The organism is Amycolatopsis sp. lyj-109, assembly GCF_046548995.1.
Taxonomy (GTDB): domain Bacteria; phylum Actinomycetota; class Actinomycetes; order Mycobacteriales; family Pseudonocardiaceae; genus Amycolatopsis.
This window is the reverse complement of sequence record NZ_JAJPWR010000002.1, coordinates 482,191-499,431: the sequence shown is the minus strand read 5'-3', so window position 1 is coordinate 499,431 and position 17,241 is coordinate 482,191. Positions and strand designations below refer to the sequence as shown.

At 67.8% G+C, this 17,241-nt stretch carries 15 protein-coding genes; 9 read left to right on the top strand and 6 right to left on the bottom strand.

Annotation, left to right across the window (positions count from 1 at the left end; all coding sequences use genetic code 11):
- Nucleotides 1-363 precede the first annotated feature (363 nt).
- The gene (locus ACLJQF_RS06155; RefSeq protein WP_410607214.1) at nucleotides 364-1,605 is read left to right on the top strand and encodes a nucleotide kinase domain-containing protein; all 1,242 of its coding nucleotides are present in this window, start codon (nucleotides 364-366) and stop codon (nucleotides 1,603-1,605) included.
- Between the two features lie 12 nt (nucleotides 1,606-1,617).
- On the opposite strand, the gene ACLJQF_RS06150 is transcribed toward ACLJQF_RS06155, so the two are convergent.
- From ACLJQF_RS06150 to ACLJQF_RS06135, 4 genes are read right to left on the bottom strand one after another with little or no spacing between them, the layout of a single operon-like run.
- On the bottom strand, nucleotides 1,618-2,409 hold the full coding sequence (locus tag ACLJQF_RS06150; RefSeq protein ID WP_410607213.1) for a hypothetical protein: 792 nt from the start codon (nucleotides 2,407-2,409) through the stop codon (nucleotides 1,618-1,620).
- On the bottom strand, nucleotides 2,406-3,392 hold the full coding sequence (locus ACLJQF_RS06145) for an ImmA/IrrE family metallo-endopeptidase (RefSeq protein WP_410607212.1): 987 nt from the start codon (nucleotides 3,390-3,392) through the stop codon (nucleotides 2,406-2,408). The genes ACLJQF_RS06150 and ACLJQF_RS06145 overlap by 4 nt, the downstream gene beginning before the upstream one ends.
- Nucleotides 3,389-3,763: a helix-turn-helix domain-containing protein gene (locus tag ACLJQF_RS06140; protein WP_410607211.1), complete on the bottom strand. Its 375-nt coding sequence runs from the start codon at nucleotides 3,761-3,763 to the stop codon at nucleotides 3,389-3,391. Before ACLJQF_RS06140 ends, ACLJQF_RS06145 begins: the two co-directional genes overlap by 4 nt.
- 10 nt (nucleotides 3,764-3,773) lie before the next feature.
- Nucleotides 3,774-4,046, bottom strand: a complete 273-nt coding sequence (locus ACLJQF_RS06135; RefSeq protein WP_410607210.1) for a phosphopantetheine-binding protein — start codon at nucleotides 4,044-4,046, stop codon at nucleotides 3,774-3,776.
- A gap of 117 nt (nucleotides 4,047-4,163) precedes the next feature.
- Here ACLJQF_RS06135 and ACLJQF_RS06130 point away from each other — a divergent pair, with 117 nt between their 5' ends.
- Entirely contained in the window at nucleotides 4,164-5,027 is an 864-nt protein-coding gene (locus ACLJQF_RS06130; protein WP_410607209.1) for a nucleoside triphosphate pyrophosphohydrolase family protein, read from the top strand.
- A gap of 108 nt (nucleotides 5,028-5,135) precedes the next feature.
- On the opposite strand, the gene ACLJQF_RS06125 is transcribed toward ACLJQF_RS06130, so the two are convergent.
- Complete coding sequence (locus tag ACLJQF_RS06125; RefSeq protein ID WP_410607208.1) at nucleotides 5,136-5,657, bottom strand: hypothetical protein; 522 nt, start codon at nucleotides 5,655-5,657, stop codon at nucleotides 5,136-5,138.
- 229 nt (nucleotides 5,658-5,886) lie between these two features.
- On the opposite strand from ACLJQF_RS06125, the gene ACLJQF_RS06120 reads away from it, so the two are divergent.
- The 5 genes from ACLJQF_RS06120 (at nucleotide 5,887) to ACLJQF_RS06100 (ending at nucleotide 11,206) form a co-directional block, all read left to right on the top strand.
- On the top strand, nucleotides 5,887-6,777 hold the full coding sequence (locus tag ACLJQF_RS06120; protein ID WP_410607207.1) for a hypothetical protein: 891 nt from the start codon (nucleotides 5,887-5,889) through the stop codon (nucleotides 6,775-6,777).
- A complete protein-coding gene (shbA, locus tag ACLJQF_RS06115) occupies nucleotides 6,770-7,588 on the top strand; it encodes an RNA polymerase sigma factor ShbA (RefSeq protein ID WP_410607206.1) in 819 nt (272 codons plus the stop codon). The genes ACLJQF_RS06120 and shbA overlap by 8 nt, the downstream gene beginning before the upstream one ends.
- Before the next feature lie 485 nt (nucleotides 7,589-8,073).
- Nucleotides 8,074-8,337, top strand: a complete 264-nt coding sequence (locus tag ACLJQF_RS06110) for a hypothetical protein (RefSeq protein WP_410607205.1) — start codon at nucleotides 8,074-8,076, stop codon at nucleotides 8,335-8,337.
- A gap of 70 nt (nucleotides 8,338-8,407) precedes the next feature.
- On the top strand, nucleotides 8,408-9,808 hold the full coding sequence (locus ACLJQF_RS06105; RefSeq protein ID WP_410607204.1) for an RNA polymerase sigma factor: 1,401 nt from the start codon (nucleotides 8,408-8,410) through the stop codon (nucleotides 9,806-9,808).
- 78 nt (nucleotides 9,809-9,886) lie between these two features.
- Nucleotides 9,887-11,206, top strand: a complete 1,320-nt coding sequence (locus ACLJQF_RS06100) for a hypothetical protein (RefSeq protein ID WP_410607203.1) — start codon at nucleotides 9,887-9,889, stop codon at nucleotides 11,204-11,206.
- Nucleotides 11,207-11,814: 608 nt separating this feature from the next.
- Here the strand turns inward: ACLJQF_RS06100 and ACLJQF_RS06095 are convergent.
- A complete protein-coding gene (locus ACLJQF_RS06095) occupies nucleotides 11,815-13,170 on the bottom strand; it encodes a glycosyltransferase family 2 protein (protein ID WP_410607202.1) in 1,356 nt (451 codons plus the stop codon).
- A 306-nt stretch (nucleotides 13,171-13,476) separates the two neighbouring features.
- Here ACLJQF_RS06095 and ACLJQF_RS06090 point away from each other — a divergent pair, with 306 nt between their 5' ends.
- Both ACLJQF_RS06090 and ACLJQF_RS06085 read left to right on the top strand, forming a co-directional pair.
- Nucleotides 13,477-13,635 carry a peptidase gene (locus ACLJQF_RS06090; RefSeq protein WP_410607201.1) on the top strand — a complete coding sequence of 53 codons (159 nt, stop codon included), beginning with the start codon at nucleotides 13,477-13,479 and terminating at the stop codon, nucleotides 13,633-13,635.
- A 46-nt stretch (nucleotides 13,636-13,681) separates the two neighbouring features.
- Nucleotides 13,682-17,197, top strand: a complete 3,516-nt coding sequence (locus ACLJQF_RS06085; protein WP_410607200.1) for a beta strand repeat-containing protein — start codon at nucleotides 13,682-13,684, stop codon at nucleotides 17,195-17,197.
- The last annotated feature ends 44 nt before the right edge of the window (nucleotides 17,198-17,241 follow it).

Sequence of the window (17,241 nt, the reverse complement as noted above, 5' to 3'; positions counted from 1 at the left end):
GGATCGACTGTGCCGTGAGGCGCTGGCGGCAGACTATCCCAGCTTCTGGTCGAGAGTTTGGTGTAGTTGAGCTGTCAAGGAAGCGCAGGGGCACGAATGGGGGTGGACCCCGCCTTACTGTTCAGACCGCGGCTGTTCGAGTGAGCGGCCTCGAGGGCCAGGTTTCCGTCTGCCTCGCGGCAACGGCGGTGTCTCCTCTTCCTCGCGGGTGAAGGCTGCTTCGTCCTGAGTGCGGTAGTTGCGCAGCAGAGTGGCTAGTTTCCCGCCGTCGCGTGGAGCCGCCGCGACCAAGGCGGCGAGAAGCTGGGCGCGACTCGCGTTTTCTCCCGCTTGTTCGACGAGGTGCAGTAGCAGGTCCAGACGGTGGTCGACCTTCTCTGGCCAGTGGACGAGCGTGCTGCGCCGCTTCCCGCGGTACAGCCTCATCTCGACCTCGCGAACTTCATGACATATAATAAACATATGGTAGCTACCAGGCTGAACAGCAGTGTTGCTGAAGATCATGGTGGGCTAAGGCTGCCGTTCGAATCTGGCGGTGCGCAGGTTGACGTCGCGCCTATCGAGGTCGCCGGACGCGTTCTGAAGCCGAGTCCAGTGTTCGATACCTACTGGCGGTTCGCAGCTGCCCGCCAGGAGGTGTACCTGGCTCGGGTGGAGGGGCAGCCGGGTCCGTGGACCCATGATCCGATCCTGCTCAGGCACCGGTTCACCAACTGCTATCGGGCTGCGGATCGAGTCAGTCAATACTTGATCGCCGAAGTGAGTTACGACGGTGACCAGGCTTGGGAGGAGGTGTTCTTCCGGACGATCGTCTTCAAGCTGTTCAACCGTCTCTCGACGTGGCAGCTGCTGAGTGGGTCGCTCGGCGAGATCCGGTGGGACCAGTACTCGTTCGACCTTTACAACGAGGTGCTGAGCCGCGCGTTCGAGGCGGGGGAGAAGTTGTACTCCGCCGCGTATGTCATGCCGGCCCCGCACCTGTCTGAGGTGCGTAAGCACAGCAACCACTTGCGGTTGATCGAACTGATGATGCGCTCGTCAGCGCCGCAACGAATCCAGGACTCGGCCAAGATGCAGGACGCCTTCACTGTGCTCCGGGGCTTCCCCGGTATGGGCGACTTCCTGGCGTACCAGTACTTGATCGATCTCAACTACTCCGTCGGCCTGGACTTCGACGAGATGGAGTTCGTCGTCCCTGGGCCCGGTGCCAAGGACGGGATCATGAAGTGTTTCGGTCCCGCGTCAACCGGGATCGAGCGCGAGATCATCCGTTACATGGCCGATCATCAGGAAGAACACTTTGCTCGGCTGGGCTTGTCGTTCCCAGGGCTGTGGGGCAGACCGCTTCAACTGATCGACTGCCAGAACCTGTTCTGCGAAGTCGACAAGTACGCGCGCGTGGCGCATCCCGAGGTAGAGGGTTTGTCGGGACGCACTCGGATCAAACAGACGTTCCGCCGTGACCCGGCGCCGGTTGCGGCCTGGTTCCCGCCAAAGTGGGGCATCAACGCCCGTATCGGTCAGGCGACACCACGAACGTCATCACCCGTCGCGGCCGCCGACCGGCGTCGGCGGCCGGATCAACTGCAGCTACAGCTGGGCTGAACGAAGCGTCCTTCAGATCAGACGCTGGTCGGCGATCCGGTCCAAAGTCTTGTCGAGGTCGGACAGGTGACCTTCGATTTGGGCGTAGCCCGCCACCACGGTCAGGCGGCCGACCTCGAGTCCGGCCTGCTGGGCTACGTAGCGGACCAGCTGCCCCAAGCCGAGGTAGTTCCCGTAGGCGCGTTCGAGGAGGTAGTGGCTGCGGTAGTGCGCGACAGCGTGAACTCGATTGCCTTCTCGCTGGAACGCGACGTTGCTCAAGCAGGGACCGCCGCGGCCGTGGCGACCGCGGGTGGGATGGTGGATGAGGGTCCCGGGATCGGGGATCTCCGACGGCTCTGCCGCGTCCTCGGCGGTGGCTAGGGCGGTCTCGTAGTTGGCGCCGATCACCCGTTCTCCCCGGAGTGCTTTGATCACGGGCGCGAGCTGATCGAAGGGCGCCGGGTGTCTCTCGCTGCCGACCGGGTAAGCGACAAGTCGGCCGAAGTAGGTGCCCCAGGAATTCTTCGGAAACCGTTGGATCACTTCGTAGCTGGCCCGGTACTTGGCGACGAGTTGCTCATGCGTGCGGCACAACGCGGCCAAGCCGGTCGGCATGATCGTGTTGGCGACCGTTTCGACTGTTTGCAGACCAAGGTTGGCGAGGAGTTTGTCCACCTCATGCCGAGTCGCGTCGTCCTCGGCGACGGGGTCTGTGATGGTGACGATGAGGTGAAAAACCTTGTGGCCGGCGACCGCGCGGGTCGCTGTCACGGCCTCGTACCACGCGGCTGACACCGTGTCGGCCTGAATCGGATTGATCATTCCGCGCTCTCCTCCGGTGTGTTGGGCATGGGAGTCTGGTGACGTTCCAGCCAGGTTAGGTCGATCCCGTCGCGTATCGAGACGGGCTCGATGACGATGGACCATCCCGCGGCAGTGGGGTCGTCCGAGCTCAGGTGTAAGGAGTCGGTGAACTCCGGTGTGACGTGCCAGCAGGCGATGTGGGGCTCGTCTAGGAGATCAAGTTGTCCCTCCGCTGCGTCGTCGAGCTCAACTCGTTCCAGGCCGACGATCTCGCCAGCGAGCATCGTGAGGGCCCTGTCCACGGTCGGCGTAGCGACGAGTAAATCGTTCGCGGCGACATAGACATACACCGTAGTGTCTCGCACGTCGGTGTCGAGGACGTGGACCTCTCCATCGGCGACTTGAGCGTATGGGCCCGCCAGCGCGGACCGTACCCGAGCACGGCCTGCCCTCGCCCACGTCGCCGCGGTCGCCGGCGCGAGGAGTTCGAGGTTCACCAGATGGCGGCATACGCCGCGGAACGATGCGCCGAGCAGGGTCGCGAGACGGTAGGCGTCGTAAGCCGACCGCGGCTTGTCCGTGCCCAGGAGCCGGAGGCAGCGCAGGACCGCCGGTCTCGGCATTAGGAACCATGCCGCGAAGGCTTCCGCAGACATTTCTGTGCCGGTCCATGCGCCAGGAGCTTGCGACTCCCACAAATCGAGGTTGAGGTCATTCGCGTCGCCATGGCCCAGATGGTGGTGACCCAGTTCGTGGGCGGCAGTGTGCCGCAGCGTCGGCATCGTCAAGCGCGAGTTGATCAGGATCCCTGGGCCATGCGTGGCCGGGGAGATATAGGTGCCGAAGTGACCGGGCATATCTTGGAGCATCAGGGGGATGTCGGCGCGGCGGATCGCCTCCAGGACGTCGACATAGGTGTCTCGCGGCAGGTCGAAGTCCGCGCGGGCGTGCACCGCGGCGAGCTGCGCGACGCGGTGGGCTTGCCGCCACGTGGCGATCAACTTCGGTCACCATTGCTGGCTTTGTCCTGGGCGAGGAACTCGGCAAACGCTTGCACGGCCTTGCGATTCTCCTCGGTCAGATTCGTCAAGTTGCGCATCAGTGCTGCGATCGCGTGATCGCCAGCTGAGGACGCCCCGTCTTCGTCTAGGAAGTACCCGACCGGCTTGCGGTACAGCCCGGCGAGTTTCTTCAATTCGAGGCTGTCCAGCTTCCGCTCGCCACGTTCGATGTCCGAAATAGCCGATCTGGGTATCCCCGTCCGGTCCGACACGTACTGCTGGGACAGGGTCAGATACTCGCGCACTTCCTTGAGTTTTAGGCCGAGCTTGCGCCAATCGCTCAACTGTGCATCAGCGGACAACTCGTTCACGTCGCTCTCCTCAGGCCGTGGTGTTGCTGGTCGCCAGCGTCACGATCAGTTCCGCGAAGGTGGACACCGACCTCAAGGCGCTTGCGGCCACCGTCGTGTGGGGCACCCGGACCCCGTACCGCTTCTCGAGCTCGACCACGAACTGCACGAGCACCAGTGAGCTGTACGGCATCTCCGCGCCTTCGGCGAGTAACTCCTCACGCAAGATCTCCGGGTCGGAGCCCGTCTCCAGCGCCAGGAGCTCCAGGATCACATCTTCGACTTCGGCCTGTGTCGGTACCACGTGCACCCCCTGCAGTCCGGATGCTCTGTCTTGTCATCCGACAAACTCTGTCGTATTCTCGCACATTGTCGATCCGTCCGACAAGTGCTGTCGGAGAAGCTGACAAGGAGGGGTGAGATGCAACTGTCTGACTATCAGCGGGCCGCCGTTCGGACTGACCAACGACCCGGTGCTGATCTCGAAGCGATCACCATCGGTCTGCTCGGTCTCGCCGGCGAGGCAGGGTCGGTCGCCACGGAGTACAAGAAGCAGCGTCGCGACGGCGCGGCCTACCGTGCGTCCAAGATCCGAATGCGCGAGGAGCTCGGCGACGTCCTCTGGTACGTGGCCGACCTGTGCGAGAAGTTCGGCCTCGACCTGGACGACGTCGCCGTTGCCAACCTTGACAAGGTCAAGGACCGGTGGCGGCCCTCGCCCCACGTCGAACCCTTCGATCGGGCATTTCCCGAGCACGAGCAGTTGCCTCGTCAAGCGCGGATCGAATTCCAGCTGCGGGAGCTGGACGACGGCCGAACTGCCAGCGCGATGGTCTGGAACGGCGCCCCGCTAGGCGATCCCCTCACCGACGCCGCCCGGGTCGAGGACGGGTACCGGTTTCACGACGCCTTCCACCTCGCCTATGCCGCTGTACTCGGCTGGTCACCGGTGATGCGCGCCCTGATGCGCCGCAAGCGCAAGTCCGATCCGGCCACGGACGAAGCCGAAGACGGCGGCCGGGCGGTTGTTGTCGAGGAGGGCATCTCGGCACTGGTGTTCGCCTACGCCTCCGCCCACGACTACTTCGATGGAATCCAGCACATCGACCAGCCGATGCTCGAGACCATCCGCACCCTCGTCGGCGGCCTCGAAGTCAGTGTCCTGCGCTCCGCAGACTGGGAACGAGCGATCCTCACAGGCTTCGAAGTATGGCGGACTCTCAACCAGACACACGGAGGCACGGTGGAACTGGATGCTGACGCCCGTACCCTCTGCGTGGTTTGACCTCAACGCGAATCCAGACTTGCGGATCCGGCGCAGTGGGCCTCCGGCGAGCTGGTCGGTGGCACTGCGTAGCGCCTCGCAGGCCCGCTGCACTGCACGTCGGCCCTGCTACGCGAGCGGCGACATCACGAGCCGTGACCCGGGCGCGCTTGCGCGTCGTGTCGGACCAACGGCGGCGCAATCGCCGAAATCCTCACGTTGCTTGGAGGGGGCATTGGGTAGCGCTCGCCGGCGAGCCGAGCGGAGGCTGCTGGCGTGGTGGCCGCCGTGGGCGTCGACGAATTCCAGGTTTGTCATGTGGTCGCTGGACAGGAAGGCCCCTTCGATCGCACTCGCGTCGCCGTCGCGGGCGATGCGCGTCGACAGCTGCTGACCCAGGTACTGCGCGAGGCTGTTGTGGCGGCCGGTGTCGGCGCCGCCGATCTCGAAGCCCGGCTCGTAGGCGACCTCGGGGTACCTCGTGTGGAGCGCGATGGCCAGCTGGTAGACCGTGGCGTATGGGCGTCCGAGGTGGTGGCCCGGCGGCTCGGGGTCACCTTTCCGCGTTGTGATCGGACGTCGGCAAGTCGTGCGCGACGGCTGTGCCGTTACTCGCGCGGGTGCGGTTAGGGTCCGGCCGAACCCCGACACCGGAACTTCCGGGGCACGACGCTCACGCGGTCGGACTTTCCACGGCCGTGGAGTGAGGCGCGAACGGCGCTTAAGCCGCCTTGCGGCCACTGATTATAACGAAACAGTAACGGGGCGGTCGCGGGGCGGAGGTGACGCACCTATAAGGCTGAGGTCCGGGTTGCCGAGAGGTTCGTGAAACTCCTCGATGGCCACCGCTCTGGCTCCCCACTCCATCGAGGAACCGCTGATGACGTCCGAGGACAACGCGCTCGATTGGGCACCGCGCGATCGCGGCGCTCCGCTGCTGCGGCAGGTCGTGACACCGCTGGCTGCGCCGCCGCTGGGCCGGGCTGCTCTGCGGAAGCTGCTGGAACAGGTCCTGCCGGGCGCGTCTGCGCCGGTGGGGGAGCTGTGGATGGGTGAAGGCGCTGCGCGGCCGATGTCGATTCCGGACCTGGAGCTGCTGTGCGCGCTGGAGGCCGAGGGGTTCGACGGGCTGGTCTGGTCGGAGCTGCAGCAGCGGCTGGCCTCCTACGGGATCGGGATCATCGGCGCGTGGACCGCCAACGAGGAGATCTACCGGCGCAGCCGAGACAAAGGCCGGCCGGTGCCGGTGCCGCAGCCGGCGTTCACCCGCGATGAGCAGATCGCTCTCGTCTACGAGACTGTCGCCGAGGGCATCCGGCTGCTGCGCACGAACGGTATCGAAGAGGGCGGCTGGTGCCCGGATCGTGGTGCCCGGCTCTCGACCTACTTCCTCGGCTCCTGCGTGCTGTGTTTCGCCAACGCCTGCCGCAAGCAGCTGGCCGCCCGCCGCCGGGCCGCTCATGACGTGCTGGTGGGCCGGTTCGACTGGGACGAGAGCAGCGTCCCCTCGGCCGAAGAGGTCGCGTTGGCCAAGATTGACGTCGATGCCGCCTTCGCCGGGACGATGCGCAAGCTGGCCAGGGCGAAGCTGCCCCCGGACGTGGTCCGGCTGATCCTGTACTACCTGATCAACGAGTTTGAGGTGCCCGCCATCGTCGAGCTGATCGCCAGCGAGACGGTCACCTGCACGGCCCGGACCGTGCGCGCCGTCCGCACCGCCTACCGGGCCTACATCAAGCAGCAGCAGCGCGAAGGAGGACACCATGGCTGAGGCTTCCACGACGGTGATGACGCCGGAAAACGCCCGGGCGCTGGTCGACCGCTCCTCGGTGGGCACCCGCGGGGCCCGCCAGCTGGCCGCACGGGTGTCCCCGGATGCGGTGGCCGCGGTGCTGGATCGCGCCAACCGCACCGAACCCGCCCCCGGGCACGGCGGGACGGCCGAGGACAGCGAGCAGTACGTGGCCCTGCACGGGCTGGCCCGCGGCGCCGGCGCGCTGACCTCCGACCGCATCGCGGCCACGGTGGCAGAGGCCGCGGCGGGCAACCCGGCGGCGATCCACGCCCTGCTGGAGGTGATCACCCCGGTGATCGTGCGGTACTGCCGCGCGCGGATGGGCGGACGCGACCTGGCCTACGTGGCCGCGGACGACGTCGCGCAGGAAGTCTGCCTGGCGGTGCTGAAGGCGCTGCCGGCGTACCAGGACCGCGAGGGCTCGTTCCTCTACCTGGTGCACGCCATCGCCGCGAACAAGGTCGCCGACGCCTACCGGGCCGTCGCCCGCGACCGCGCCGACCCGGTCCGCGAAATTCCCGACCAGCCGCTGAGGGCGGCCGAGGAGCCGGAAGCTCGCGCCCTTAACGTCGATCTCGGTGCCCGGCTGGGCCGGCTGATGACCCGCCTACCGCGCGTGCAGCAGGAAATCCTCACCCTGCGTATCGCCGTGGGTCTGTCGGCCAGCGAGACCGCCGAGGCGCTCGGGATCTCGGCCGGGAACGTGCGGGTGACCCAGCACCGCGCCCTGACCCGCCTGCGCGGCATGGTCCACGCGGAGGAGTTCGATCAGGACCTGCGTCGATGACCCCGGGATACCGGGAGAGCGCAGGAAGTAGACCGGTCCCGCCGCCTCGAATGCGTCTCTGGCCGGAGTGCAGGGGCGGCGGGACCACCATCAACGGGTTGAACCCGATTCGGCGGGACGTATCCCGTCACGCAACCGCTCCGACAACTCGAACCGGCCGCGCACTTCATAGTGCCCCCCGGATGGGCTCACCAGCATTAGTAATGTGTGACCTGTACCACATTAAGTGGCGGAGGGAACGTCTCACCTTGTTGTTTGCGCTAGCTACTGGGTAGTCACTAACCGTGTGGACGCGTTGGCGGCATACGTTTTGAAGATCGTCAACCGCTTGTGACGTTTGCCACCCATTAGCGGGCTGGAGATCTTGTTGCGCGGCTGGTGAATACCTGGAGAAACTCGGGTGCAAGCGCGGTTCGTCATGTCGACTTCTGGCCGGAGTGCAGGGGTGGCGGGACGCGGAAATCCATCAACGAAAGAGAATCCCGTTGTCTGACAAGAAAGGCGGCCCGCCGGGCCGCCGCTTGACCCTCCCCAGCTTCATCTCCGCCCTGCCCCAGCCGGGCGGCGCCGGCGAGCCGTCGCCGTGGCGGGATCTGGTTCGGGCGATCCCGTGGCTGCTGATCGTGTTCATCGGGATGGCCGCCCACTGGTCGGTCACCGAGATCACCGGGCTGATCGCCCTGCTGATCGGCTGCGCTGCGCTGCCGCCGGCCGGCGGTGCGGCCGCCGCCTCGCCCCGTGTGGGCTGAGGGCTTCCTCCGGTGGGCGGCGCGGGCCTCGAGTGAGGCCCGCGCCGCCGCGCCGGAGGAGAATTCCCCGTTGACGCTGAGCGAGCTGGTGCGCGCGGTCGAGGGCAACGACCTGGTGCTGCGCCGGATCATGGCGCTCACCTGGAAGCCGGTGGCCTCGAACCTGCGAGGGCTGGGCTGGCCGCCGGATCTGCACGACGACGCGATCCTGGTCGCCTACCACCAGCTGAGCCGCAAGTCCCACACCATCAGCGATCCGACCCAGGTGGTGGCCTGGCTCACCTCGGTGGCCAAGCGGCACATCATGCGCACGGTGAACTCGCACGAGGTCGCCGTCGGGCTGAACGCCGACCTCCAGCGGGTCGCCTGCGGGCCGCTGACCCACGGGCGGTCGGACCTCGGGCTGGACAGCGGGCTGCTGGAGCACCTCGCCGAAGGCCTCACCGACCTCGACCTGGAGATCGTTCAGCACCTGGCCTTGGGGTTCCGGTCCCTCGAGGTGGCCGGCATCCTCGACGTGGCGCCCAGGCAGGTCCTTGAAGTCCGTGAACGTGCAAAGCGCCTGGTCCAGAACACCGAGTGGGATCCGCGCAGCCGGACCGCGGCGATCATCGCGGATCCGCAACCGGCGGCCGAGCAGCACTCGATCGTGGAAAACGCGATCCGGACCTTGCCGCCCCGGCAGCGTGAAGTGCTCAACTACAACGTCTACGGCGGGCTCGCGCCCTGCGACATCGCCCGGCAGCTGGGCATCACGGCCAACAGCGCCCGCGTCAGCCTGCACCAGGCCCGGAGCTCCCTGGCCGACCGGCTGCAGCTGAGCCCGGAGACGATCAAGGACATGCTCGATCTGCTCAGCACGATCGCCGCCTCCGAACCGGACGGGCCCGACGCCTCCGTCGAGACCCACCCGGAGATGATCGTGATCGCCTTCGACGTCGCGCGCCTGCGCCAGCGTTCCAAGCGCCTCCGCGAAGCCGCCCAGGCCCGGCTAGGGGAGATCGTGGCTGATGTCCTGCCCGGCCTGGCCGAGCTCCTCCCGGCCGGGGACGCCGTGCTGGTCCTTCAACCCCTGAACACCTGGGCTCCCGGCTACGTCGCGTCGTTGACCATGCGGATCCAACGGGCCCTGGCGGCCAACAACGCCCGCCACGTCGACCGGCTGAACCTGCGGGTCCTGGTCGACGTCGGCACCGTCAACGGCGGCGGCCGCGCCTTCTCCAGTCAGCTGGTCATCAACCAGCTGCGCCTGATCGAAAGCGAGCCCGTCCGCGACGTCACCAACGCCAGCGCCGCCGCCCTGGCCATGTTCACCTCACCCCGGGTGCACGAGCTCACCATCCGCGCCCCCGGTCACGCACTGCCCGAGAACATGGCCTTCGGCCAGCCGATCATCATCGTCGACAAGAGCTACCAGACCCTAAAGGCCTGGCCGCTTCTGGTGACCGATCATCGAGTTAGATCGGCCTGAAAAATACGGATACATTCACGACACGCAGCTCTCGGACAAGCCTCCCGGGGGGTTCTACGCACGCTGAAGAACGGAACGATGAGCACTCGCCGCATCTATAATGACGCCCCACGCCCGCGCGCCTTGCTGCAGAATCTGCAAGACGACGTCGCGGGACGGATTGAGCCGCTGTTCGCCCACGGCCGTCGGGGCGAGACAGGCGAGCCGGTGTACCTGCTCGAGTACGACATCCTGATCACGGCAAAGACCCTCAGCCGTTCGACGCACCTGCACACGGTCGCTTTTGGTGTCTCTGGCCTAGGCCAGGTAACTGTTTATGACGATCAGAGCCATGGGTACGGAACGGCAACGTATGGAGACAAAACCACGCTGGCTACAGAGCTGTACGTGCCGGACGGAATCACCGGTCAACTCGGTCACCTTGTCCACACCTACCTCGTACCCTACTTCTCCGCTCTGGACACGAAACCCATACTCAGCTGCTCGGTTTCGACTTCAGGTCCACGGTCTCGGTATCTGCACGCCGACAAGTTCTGCACGCCGTTCCTGCTAAGCGGCGACGGCAGGGTGCTGGCCGGTGCGGTCACCTTCGCCGGAGACCGTGGTGGGCGATGCTGGGTGTTGCCCGCGGACTGTCCCGTTCCGGAGACGTGGGTCGCCGCCGCGTTAAAGGAGTTCCATGAGCTGGATCCGGTTGCCGTTCCCGGCTTGCCGAAGTGGTGGGAAACACCGGACTGGGCCACTCCCGCGCAACAACGGGCCCGAGCCGCGGTGACCGATCTCGAAGCCGAGCGGGAGCAGCTGCTCCAGGACCTGGATCAGCGTTTGACCGATGCTCAAGGCGAGGTCGGCCGCGCGGATGCCGGCGCCGCGGCCGGCGCCGGTCGGCTGCTCACCGCCGATGGCGACGACCTCGCCCATGCGGTGCACGCCGCGTTCGAAACATTCGGCTTCGCGGTGCGGGACATGGACCAGGTCAACGCGCAAGGACAGCGCCGTGAAGACCTGCGGGTGACCGATCCCGGCGTCCTGGGTTGGGAAGCAATCGTCGAGGTGAAGAGCTACACCGCCGGAGCGAAGGTCAACGATCTGGCCAAGCTGCTGCGCTGGAAATCCCACTACGTCAAGGACAGCGGACGGGATCCAGATGCGCTTTGGCACGTGGTCAACGCGTTCCGCCAGGTCGACCCGGCTGCACGTCCCATACCGATCCCGGATGAGGAAGACCTGGAAAACCTCGTCGAGGAGAACGGTGTCTTGATCGACACCCGGGCGCTGTTCCGGGCTCAGCGCGATGTCGAGACCGGCATCGCCGATCCGAGCCACATCCGCACGAGCCTGCGCGCCGCCGTGGGCCGCTGGACACAACCAGCCGCCTCCGCCGATCCAGGTAGGTAAATAGCAGCGACTCCTACCGGTACCAGGGCCGCGCCAATCTCGGGCGGTTTGAACCGCCCTGACCAGGGCGAGAGTCTGCCGCTCAACGAGCTCACCGGCGCACCGGCGCACCGGTCGATCATGACCGAGCGAGCTGCTCAACACCGATCTGCCTGGCTCGCCAGATAACGTCGGCTACAGCGTCCCGCTGGTCGGCGTCCCGGCGAGCCGATCACCGTGATGATCGAGGGTCAATCGAGCCTGGGCCGCCGGTACGAGGGGGTGGCCGGCGGTCTTTCGTCGAGTTGGTTCAGCCAGCATTCGCTGAGCCGATTGGTGGCGGCGATCAAGTCGTCTTTTGTCGTGGTTCACGTTGGTGCACAATGGACCAGGATCGCGGCCAGTGCGTCTCCGATGGGGCTCCGCTGCTTGAGTAGTGCCTGACACTGTGCGACACTAGACGACACTGAAAATCGGTGAAGATGTCGGCTGGCCTGCATTTATCGGCAGAGTCTGACACTTAGCGACACTCGCCGACATTCATTTCCCGTAGACTTTTAATCCGTAGGTTCTGGGTTCGAGCCCCAGGCGGCCCACTCAAAGCTCAGGTCACCGGCATGCCGGTGACCTCACCGGTCCAGCGCCACCACCTTGGCGTCGGCCTCGGTGTTCCGCCGGGTCTTCGCCCACCCGTTCTGCCCCCGGACCAGCCGGAACACCGCTCGCCACACGGTGATGTAGAACGTGTAGATGTAGCACGCGTACCCCAGCCCGTACGCGATTCCGCGCAGCGGCCCGGACCGCGGCTCGCAGTGCTTGCGGTAAACCGGTCCCCAGATCAGGAACGGCAGCAACCCCGCGATCCCGTACATCAGCAGGTACTTCCACGCCCCACCCGTGAACCACGCCCACACCGCCGCCGGTTCGGTGACCGCGTGGATCGTAAGGAGCACCAACGGGATCGGGTACACCACGCTGCCCAGCAGCTGCATCCACGGCTGGGCCAGGTAGTAGAGCATCTCCGCCGCGCCGAACGTCGTCAGGTGCGGGGACTTCCAGATCCTGCGGGCGTACCGCGCGCACTGCATCGTGCCCTGGCTCCAGCGGGTTCGCTGCGCCAGGAACCGCCGCATGCTGTACAGGCCCTCCTGGTCGACGTGCGTGTCGACGCTGAAGCCCGTCTTCCAGCCCTCCGTCAGCAGGTGGACTCCGAGCTCGAAGTCCTCGAGCAGCGAACCGCGCCAGGGGCGGCGGTGGGGGCCGGCGATCGAATCGAGCGCGGACAGCCTGGTGAACTGGCCGTTGCCGCCCATGGCGATCGTTCCCGTGTGGCCGCGGGACATCTGGATCGCCGCGATCGCCGTGCGGAATTCCAGGTCCTGCATGCGCACCAGCGCGCGGCCGAACCTGCGGCGGATCTTGTTGCCCGCCCCGGGTGCCGTGCCGCGGTTGCCCATCCGGACGTCGATCTGCACCGCGCCGACCGACGGGTCGCCGAAGAGGTGCGGCGCCGTGCAGACGTACAGGCAGTTCCACGCCGGCCTGCCGTCCGCGTCGACCACCACGACGATCGTGTTCGTGCCGTCGTCGTGCCCGCCGGCCCACGCGCGCAGGGCCCGGTAAGCCGCGTTGAGGGCGTCGCTTTTACCCGTCCGGGCGTGGGGACGGCGGCGGGCGACGATGTGCAGTTGCGGGTCCTGAAGCCGGCGGGCGACGTCGAGCGTGCGGTCGTCGGAATGGTCGTCGATCACCCAGACATGGGCGGCCCGGAAGCGCGTCCGCAGGTATCGGATCGTGTCGCCGATGACTTGTTCCTCGTCGCGGCACGGCACGAAGAAATGCCACCGAAACAGCGTCGGATCGCCAGGCCAGGTGGGCCGGTGCCGCAGGTACGGCACGATGATCGCGCAGACGTAGAGAACGAACGCCGCGCTCATGACAATCGCGAACGCCTGCGCGAAGCTCAGCAATAACGACAGGCTCATTACGTCGCTCCGGGACGGAAGAAACAGCGTGCTGGGCGGACGATAACGGGGTTGCGCTGCGCAGTTCCGGGCGGGGTTGATCACTCGTCCGGGCGTCCGTTGTTCGGGGCAGCACGCGGCCGGCTCGGTGATCACCCCGCGTCAGTAACCTTGGTGGACGGCTCAAACCCCACCATCAGGTGTAGTCTCGGCATCCCGTTTGCGCGTTATGTCACGCCGCGGATACTGTCATGATCAATTCATTCGCGGTTCCGCGCGTCGGTGAGCGTCGCGCGACGCGGTCATGCCAAAAAACGGAGAAAAATCGTGTATCGACCTGGAATCGGCGGTGTCGTCGGGGGCGGCGGGCTGCTGGCGACGACCGGCGCGAATCTGACGTGGTGGATTGTCTTCGGGGTCGTGAGTCTCGTTCTGGGTGTCGTGCTCGTCCGGTCCGCCCGGCGCCGCGCGCGGGCCGCCGGCTGACGTTCCCCCACCAGTTCCGCGAAGAACACGAACAGGAGAACAGGTAATGCACCCTTGGGCCAAGCGCGGGCTGCAGTCCGCGATGTTGGCCGGCGGTCTGATGATGCTGGGTACCGGCATCGCTTCCGCCGAAGAGCAGGTCAACCCCGACCTCGCTCCGTCGCCGCTGGACGGTGGCGCGTCCGTGCCGATCCAGATCCGCAAGATCAACCTCGGCACGCCCGCCGGTGAGACGCCGCTGCCGCTCGACACCGACGCCGACATCACCACCGGCACGGTGCTCCACGACTCGAGCAAGCCGCTCGCCGGCGCTCTGCTGGGCAACGTCGTCAAGCCCGACGTGTCGGCTCCGGTCCAGGTCACCGGCTGGGCGGTCGGCGCGGGCGGCGACTCCCACGTCGTCAACGACTCGCAGCAGTTCCACCAGCAGGGCGGCCCGATCACCACCACGGGTGAAGGACGTCCGCTCGGCGGCAACGTCGTCACCGCGCCGGTGACGGCGCCGATCGGGGTCAACAACCTGGCGTTCGGCACGCTGTCCGACGCGACGGTCGACGGCTTCGCCAACCAGGACAGCGTGGTGGGCGGCCCGGTCACCACCAACGGCGACAACGGCGTCATCTCCGGCACCATCGCCGCGGTCCAGGGCGCGCTGCCGATCGGCGTCAACAACACCGCCGCCGGCTGGGGCGGCACCGGCACGGTCAACACCACCACGAGCCAGGGCGCGCACTCGCCAGGCCAGCTGACCACCAGTGGCAACGACGGCGTCGCGTCCGGCACCGTCGCCGGCGTGCCGGTCGCGGTGGCGCCGCAGGTCGACGGGACCGCGGCCGGCTGGGGTGGCACGGGCACCGCGAACACCGTCAACACGGTGCTCGCCGAGGCCGGCACGACCGAATCGGCCGCGCGGGGCGGCGAAGGCCGTGGACCGTACGCGACGACGGCCGGTCAGGGTTCGCTGGCCGGCGGCACCGCGCTCGCTCCCGAGGTCGCGGGCCCGGTCGCGGTGAACGGCACCTCGGGTGCCTGGGGCGGCCTCACCCACACCGACTCCGTGAACAACCTCGACGCGAACACCGGCGGCGGCATCGTCACCGACGGCGTCAAGTCCGTCGCCGGCGGCACCGGCGCCGAGGCCCCGGTGGCCCTGCCGGTCACCGTGCTCGGCACCGCGGGCGCGTGGGGCGGCGACGCCTTCGCGAACTCCGAGAACAACGTCGGCTCGGTCGCGGGCGGCGAAATCCTCACCGCCGGCACCGAAGCGCTGGCCGCCGGCAGCGTCGTCCACCCGCAGGTGGCCGGCCCCGCCGAGGTCGACTGCACGACCGGCCCGTGGGGTGGGATCACCGGCACCACCTGCACGAACGACTACTCCGTGCAGTCCGGCGGCGGCGACGTGACCGACGGCACCAAGTCGGTCGCGAGCGGCACCGTCGCCGACGCGCCGGTCGCGCTGCCGGTGACCGGCAACCACAACTCCGCCGCGTGGGGCGGCCTGTCCGACGCGATGGGCGCCAGCTTCGTCGACTCGACGGCCGGCGGTGACGTCTACAGCGGCGGCGCGGGTTCGCTCGCCGGCGGGACGATCGCGCACCCGCAGGTCGCGGAGCCCGTCGTGGCCTCCTGCAACACCGGCGCGTGGGGCGGCGTCACCTCCACGCACTGCACGCACGAGAACACCGCGCACGCCGGCGGCGGCCAGGCGACCACCGGCGACAGCTCGATCCTCGGCGGCACCGTCGCCGACGCGCCGGCGACGCTCCCGGCCCAGGTCTGCGGCACCGCGGGCGACTGGGGCGGCATCTCCACCGCCGAGTGCTACACCACGGTCGACTCCGTGGTCGGCGGCAACACCTACGACCACGGCGACAACTCCGTGGGTGGCGGCAACATCGTCGGCCCGTCGCTGGCCGGCGACGCCGACGTCATCTGCAACGCCGGCGCGTGGGGCGGCATCCCGACGTCGTCCTGCTCCAACGCCGAGAACGTGGTCGCGGGCGGCTTCCAGGGCACCTCGGGCAACAACTCCGTCGCGGCGGGCAACCTCGTCGACGCGCCGCTGGCGACGCCGGTCGAGGTGCTCAACGGCGCCTACGCGTGGGGCGGCATCCCGACCTCGACGATGACCGAGCACAAGTGCCTGACCTCGGGCGGGGACAACAACACCGACGACGACGGCGGTGTGGTCTCCAGCAACATCGTCTCCGCGCCGGAAGCCATCGGCGCCCAGGTGATGAACATCGCCGGGGCGTGGGGCGGCAACCCGACCAGCCACGGCGACTTCATCACCCACGTGCACGCGGGTGGCGCCGACTCGGCGACCGGCAAGGGCGGCGCCGTCGCCGGCAACATCGTCGACCAGGCCAGCTCGCTTCCGGTGCAGGTCAACACGATCGGTGCCACGTGGGGCGGCCAGGCCGAGGCGACCGGCACCAACATCACGGCCTTCAACTCCGGCGGGCCCAACTACGCCGACGGCGACAAGGGCGCGGTGGCCGGCAACGTCGTCGAGGCGCCGATCGGTGGCGCTGGCCAGGTCAGCAGCTGGGCAGTGTCCTGGATCGGTGGCGCGGTCACCGACGCGGACAACGACATCAGCTCGCACGCCGGTGGCACCACGTACACGTCCGGTGTGGACGGTGCGATCGCCGGTGACGCCGTCGCGGCGCCGATCCAGCCGCTGGTCCAGGCGACCGGTCAGTCGATCTCGCTGATGTCCGCCACGGCCGACCACACCGAGAACGCCTACGACCTCGTCTCCGGCGGCCCGATCGTCACCGACGGCACGGGCGGCGCGCTCTCGGGCGACATCGTCTCGGCCGACCCCCAGGCGATGCCGCAGGTCTACGGCCTGGGCGTCGCCGCGCTCGGGTCCGCGACGAACGACGTCCAGAACGACGTGACGGCGACCGACGGCGGCGACGAGACCACGGCCGGCGCCGGCGCGCTCAGCGGCGCTCTGCTCGACGTGCCGGTCGCGGTCGACCCGGCAGCGTTCCGCTGGGGCGTCGGCGCGCTGTCGACCGTGAACAACCACGTCGACAGCACGGTGGACAGCCAGGTCAGCGGCACGCCGACGGCGAAGCCGGCGGTGCAGCTCCCGGTCGGCGTGGTGCCGCAGGTGAAGAACGTGACGATCCCGGTCCTGGCGGAGGTGCTCAACACGGGCACCGACACGACCGACGTCGTGGTCGGGCGGACCGAGGCCGCGCACATCCCGGTGGAGCTCGACCTGACCGGTGCGCTCGGTGGGGTGTCGCCACTGGCTCGTGACGACGTCTCGGCGCGGGCCGACACGCCGGGGCTCGGCGCGGACGGCGTCGAAAGCGCGCTTGGCCTGCTCGGGTACGGGCCGGCAGACGCGCTCGGCAAGGCGACCGGTGCCCTGGGCTCGGTGTCGGGCCGGACGGTCGGCGGTCTGCCGGGCGCCGTGGCCGGTGCCGCCGGGCGCGAGGCGCGCAGTGACAGCCCGTCTGTGCCGACCGTGCCCGTTGTGACCGGTTTCGCCGGCAGCAGCCTGCTGGGGATTGAGCTGCCGGGTGTGTCGACCCGGCCGTGATCGGTTGAGCGGTAATCGGGGCCCTGGAGCGATCCGCTCCAGGG

What these genes read in the sequence shown, in the direction of transcription:
- ACLJQF_RS06150 (WP_410607213.1), bottom strand. Translation starts at nt 2,409, where the DNA reads ATGATCAATCCGATTCAGGCCGACACGGTGTCAGCCGCGTGGTACGAG.
- ACLJQF_RS06130 (WP_410607209.1), top strand. Translation starts at nt 4,164, where the DNA reads ATGCAACTGTCTGACTATCAGCGGGCCGCCGTTCGGACTGACCAACGA.
- ACLJQF_RS06120 (WP_410607207.1), top strand. Translation starts at nt 5,887, where the DNA reads ATGACGTCCGAGGACAACGCGCTCGATTGGGCACCGCGCGATCGCGGC.
- shbA (WP_410607206.1), top strand. Translation starts at nt 6,770, where the DNA reads ATGGCTGAGGCTTCCACGACGGTGATGACGCCGGAAAACGCCCGGGCG.
- ACLJQF_RS06100 (WP_410607203.1), top strand. Translation starts at nt 9,887, where the DNA reads ATGAGCACTCGCCGCATCTATAATGACGCCCCACGCCCGCGCGCCTTG.
- ACLJQF_RS06095 (WP_410607202.1), bottom strand. Translation starts at nt 13,170, where the DNA reads ATGAGCCTGTCGTTATTGCTGAGCTTCGCGCAGGCGTTCGCGATTGTC.
- ACLJQF_RS06085 (WP_410607200.1), top strand. Translation starts at nt 13,682, where the DNA reads ATGCACCCTTGGGCCAAGCGCGGGCTGCAGTCCGCGATGTTGGCCGGC.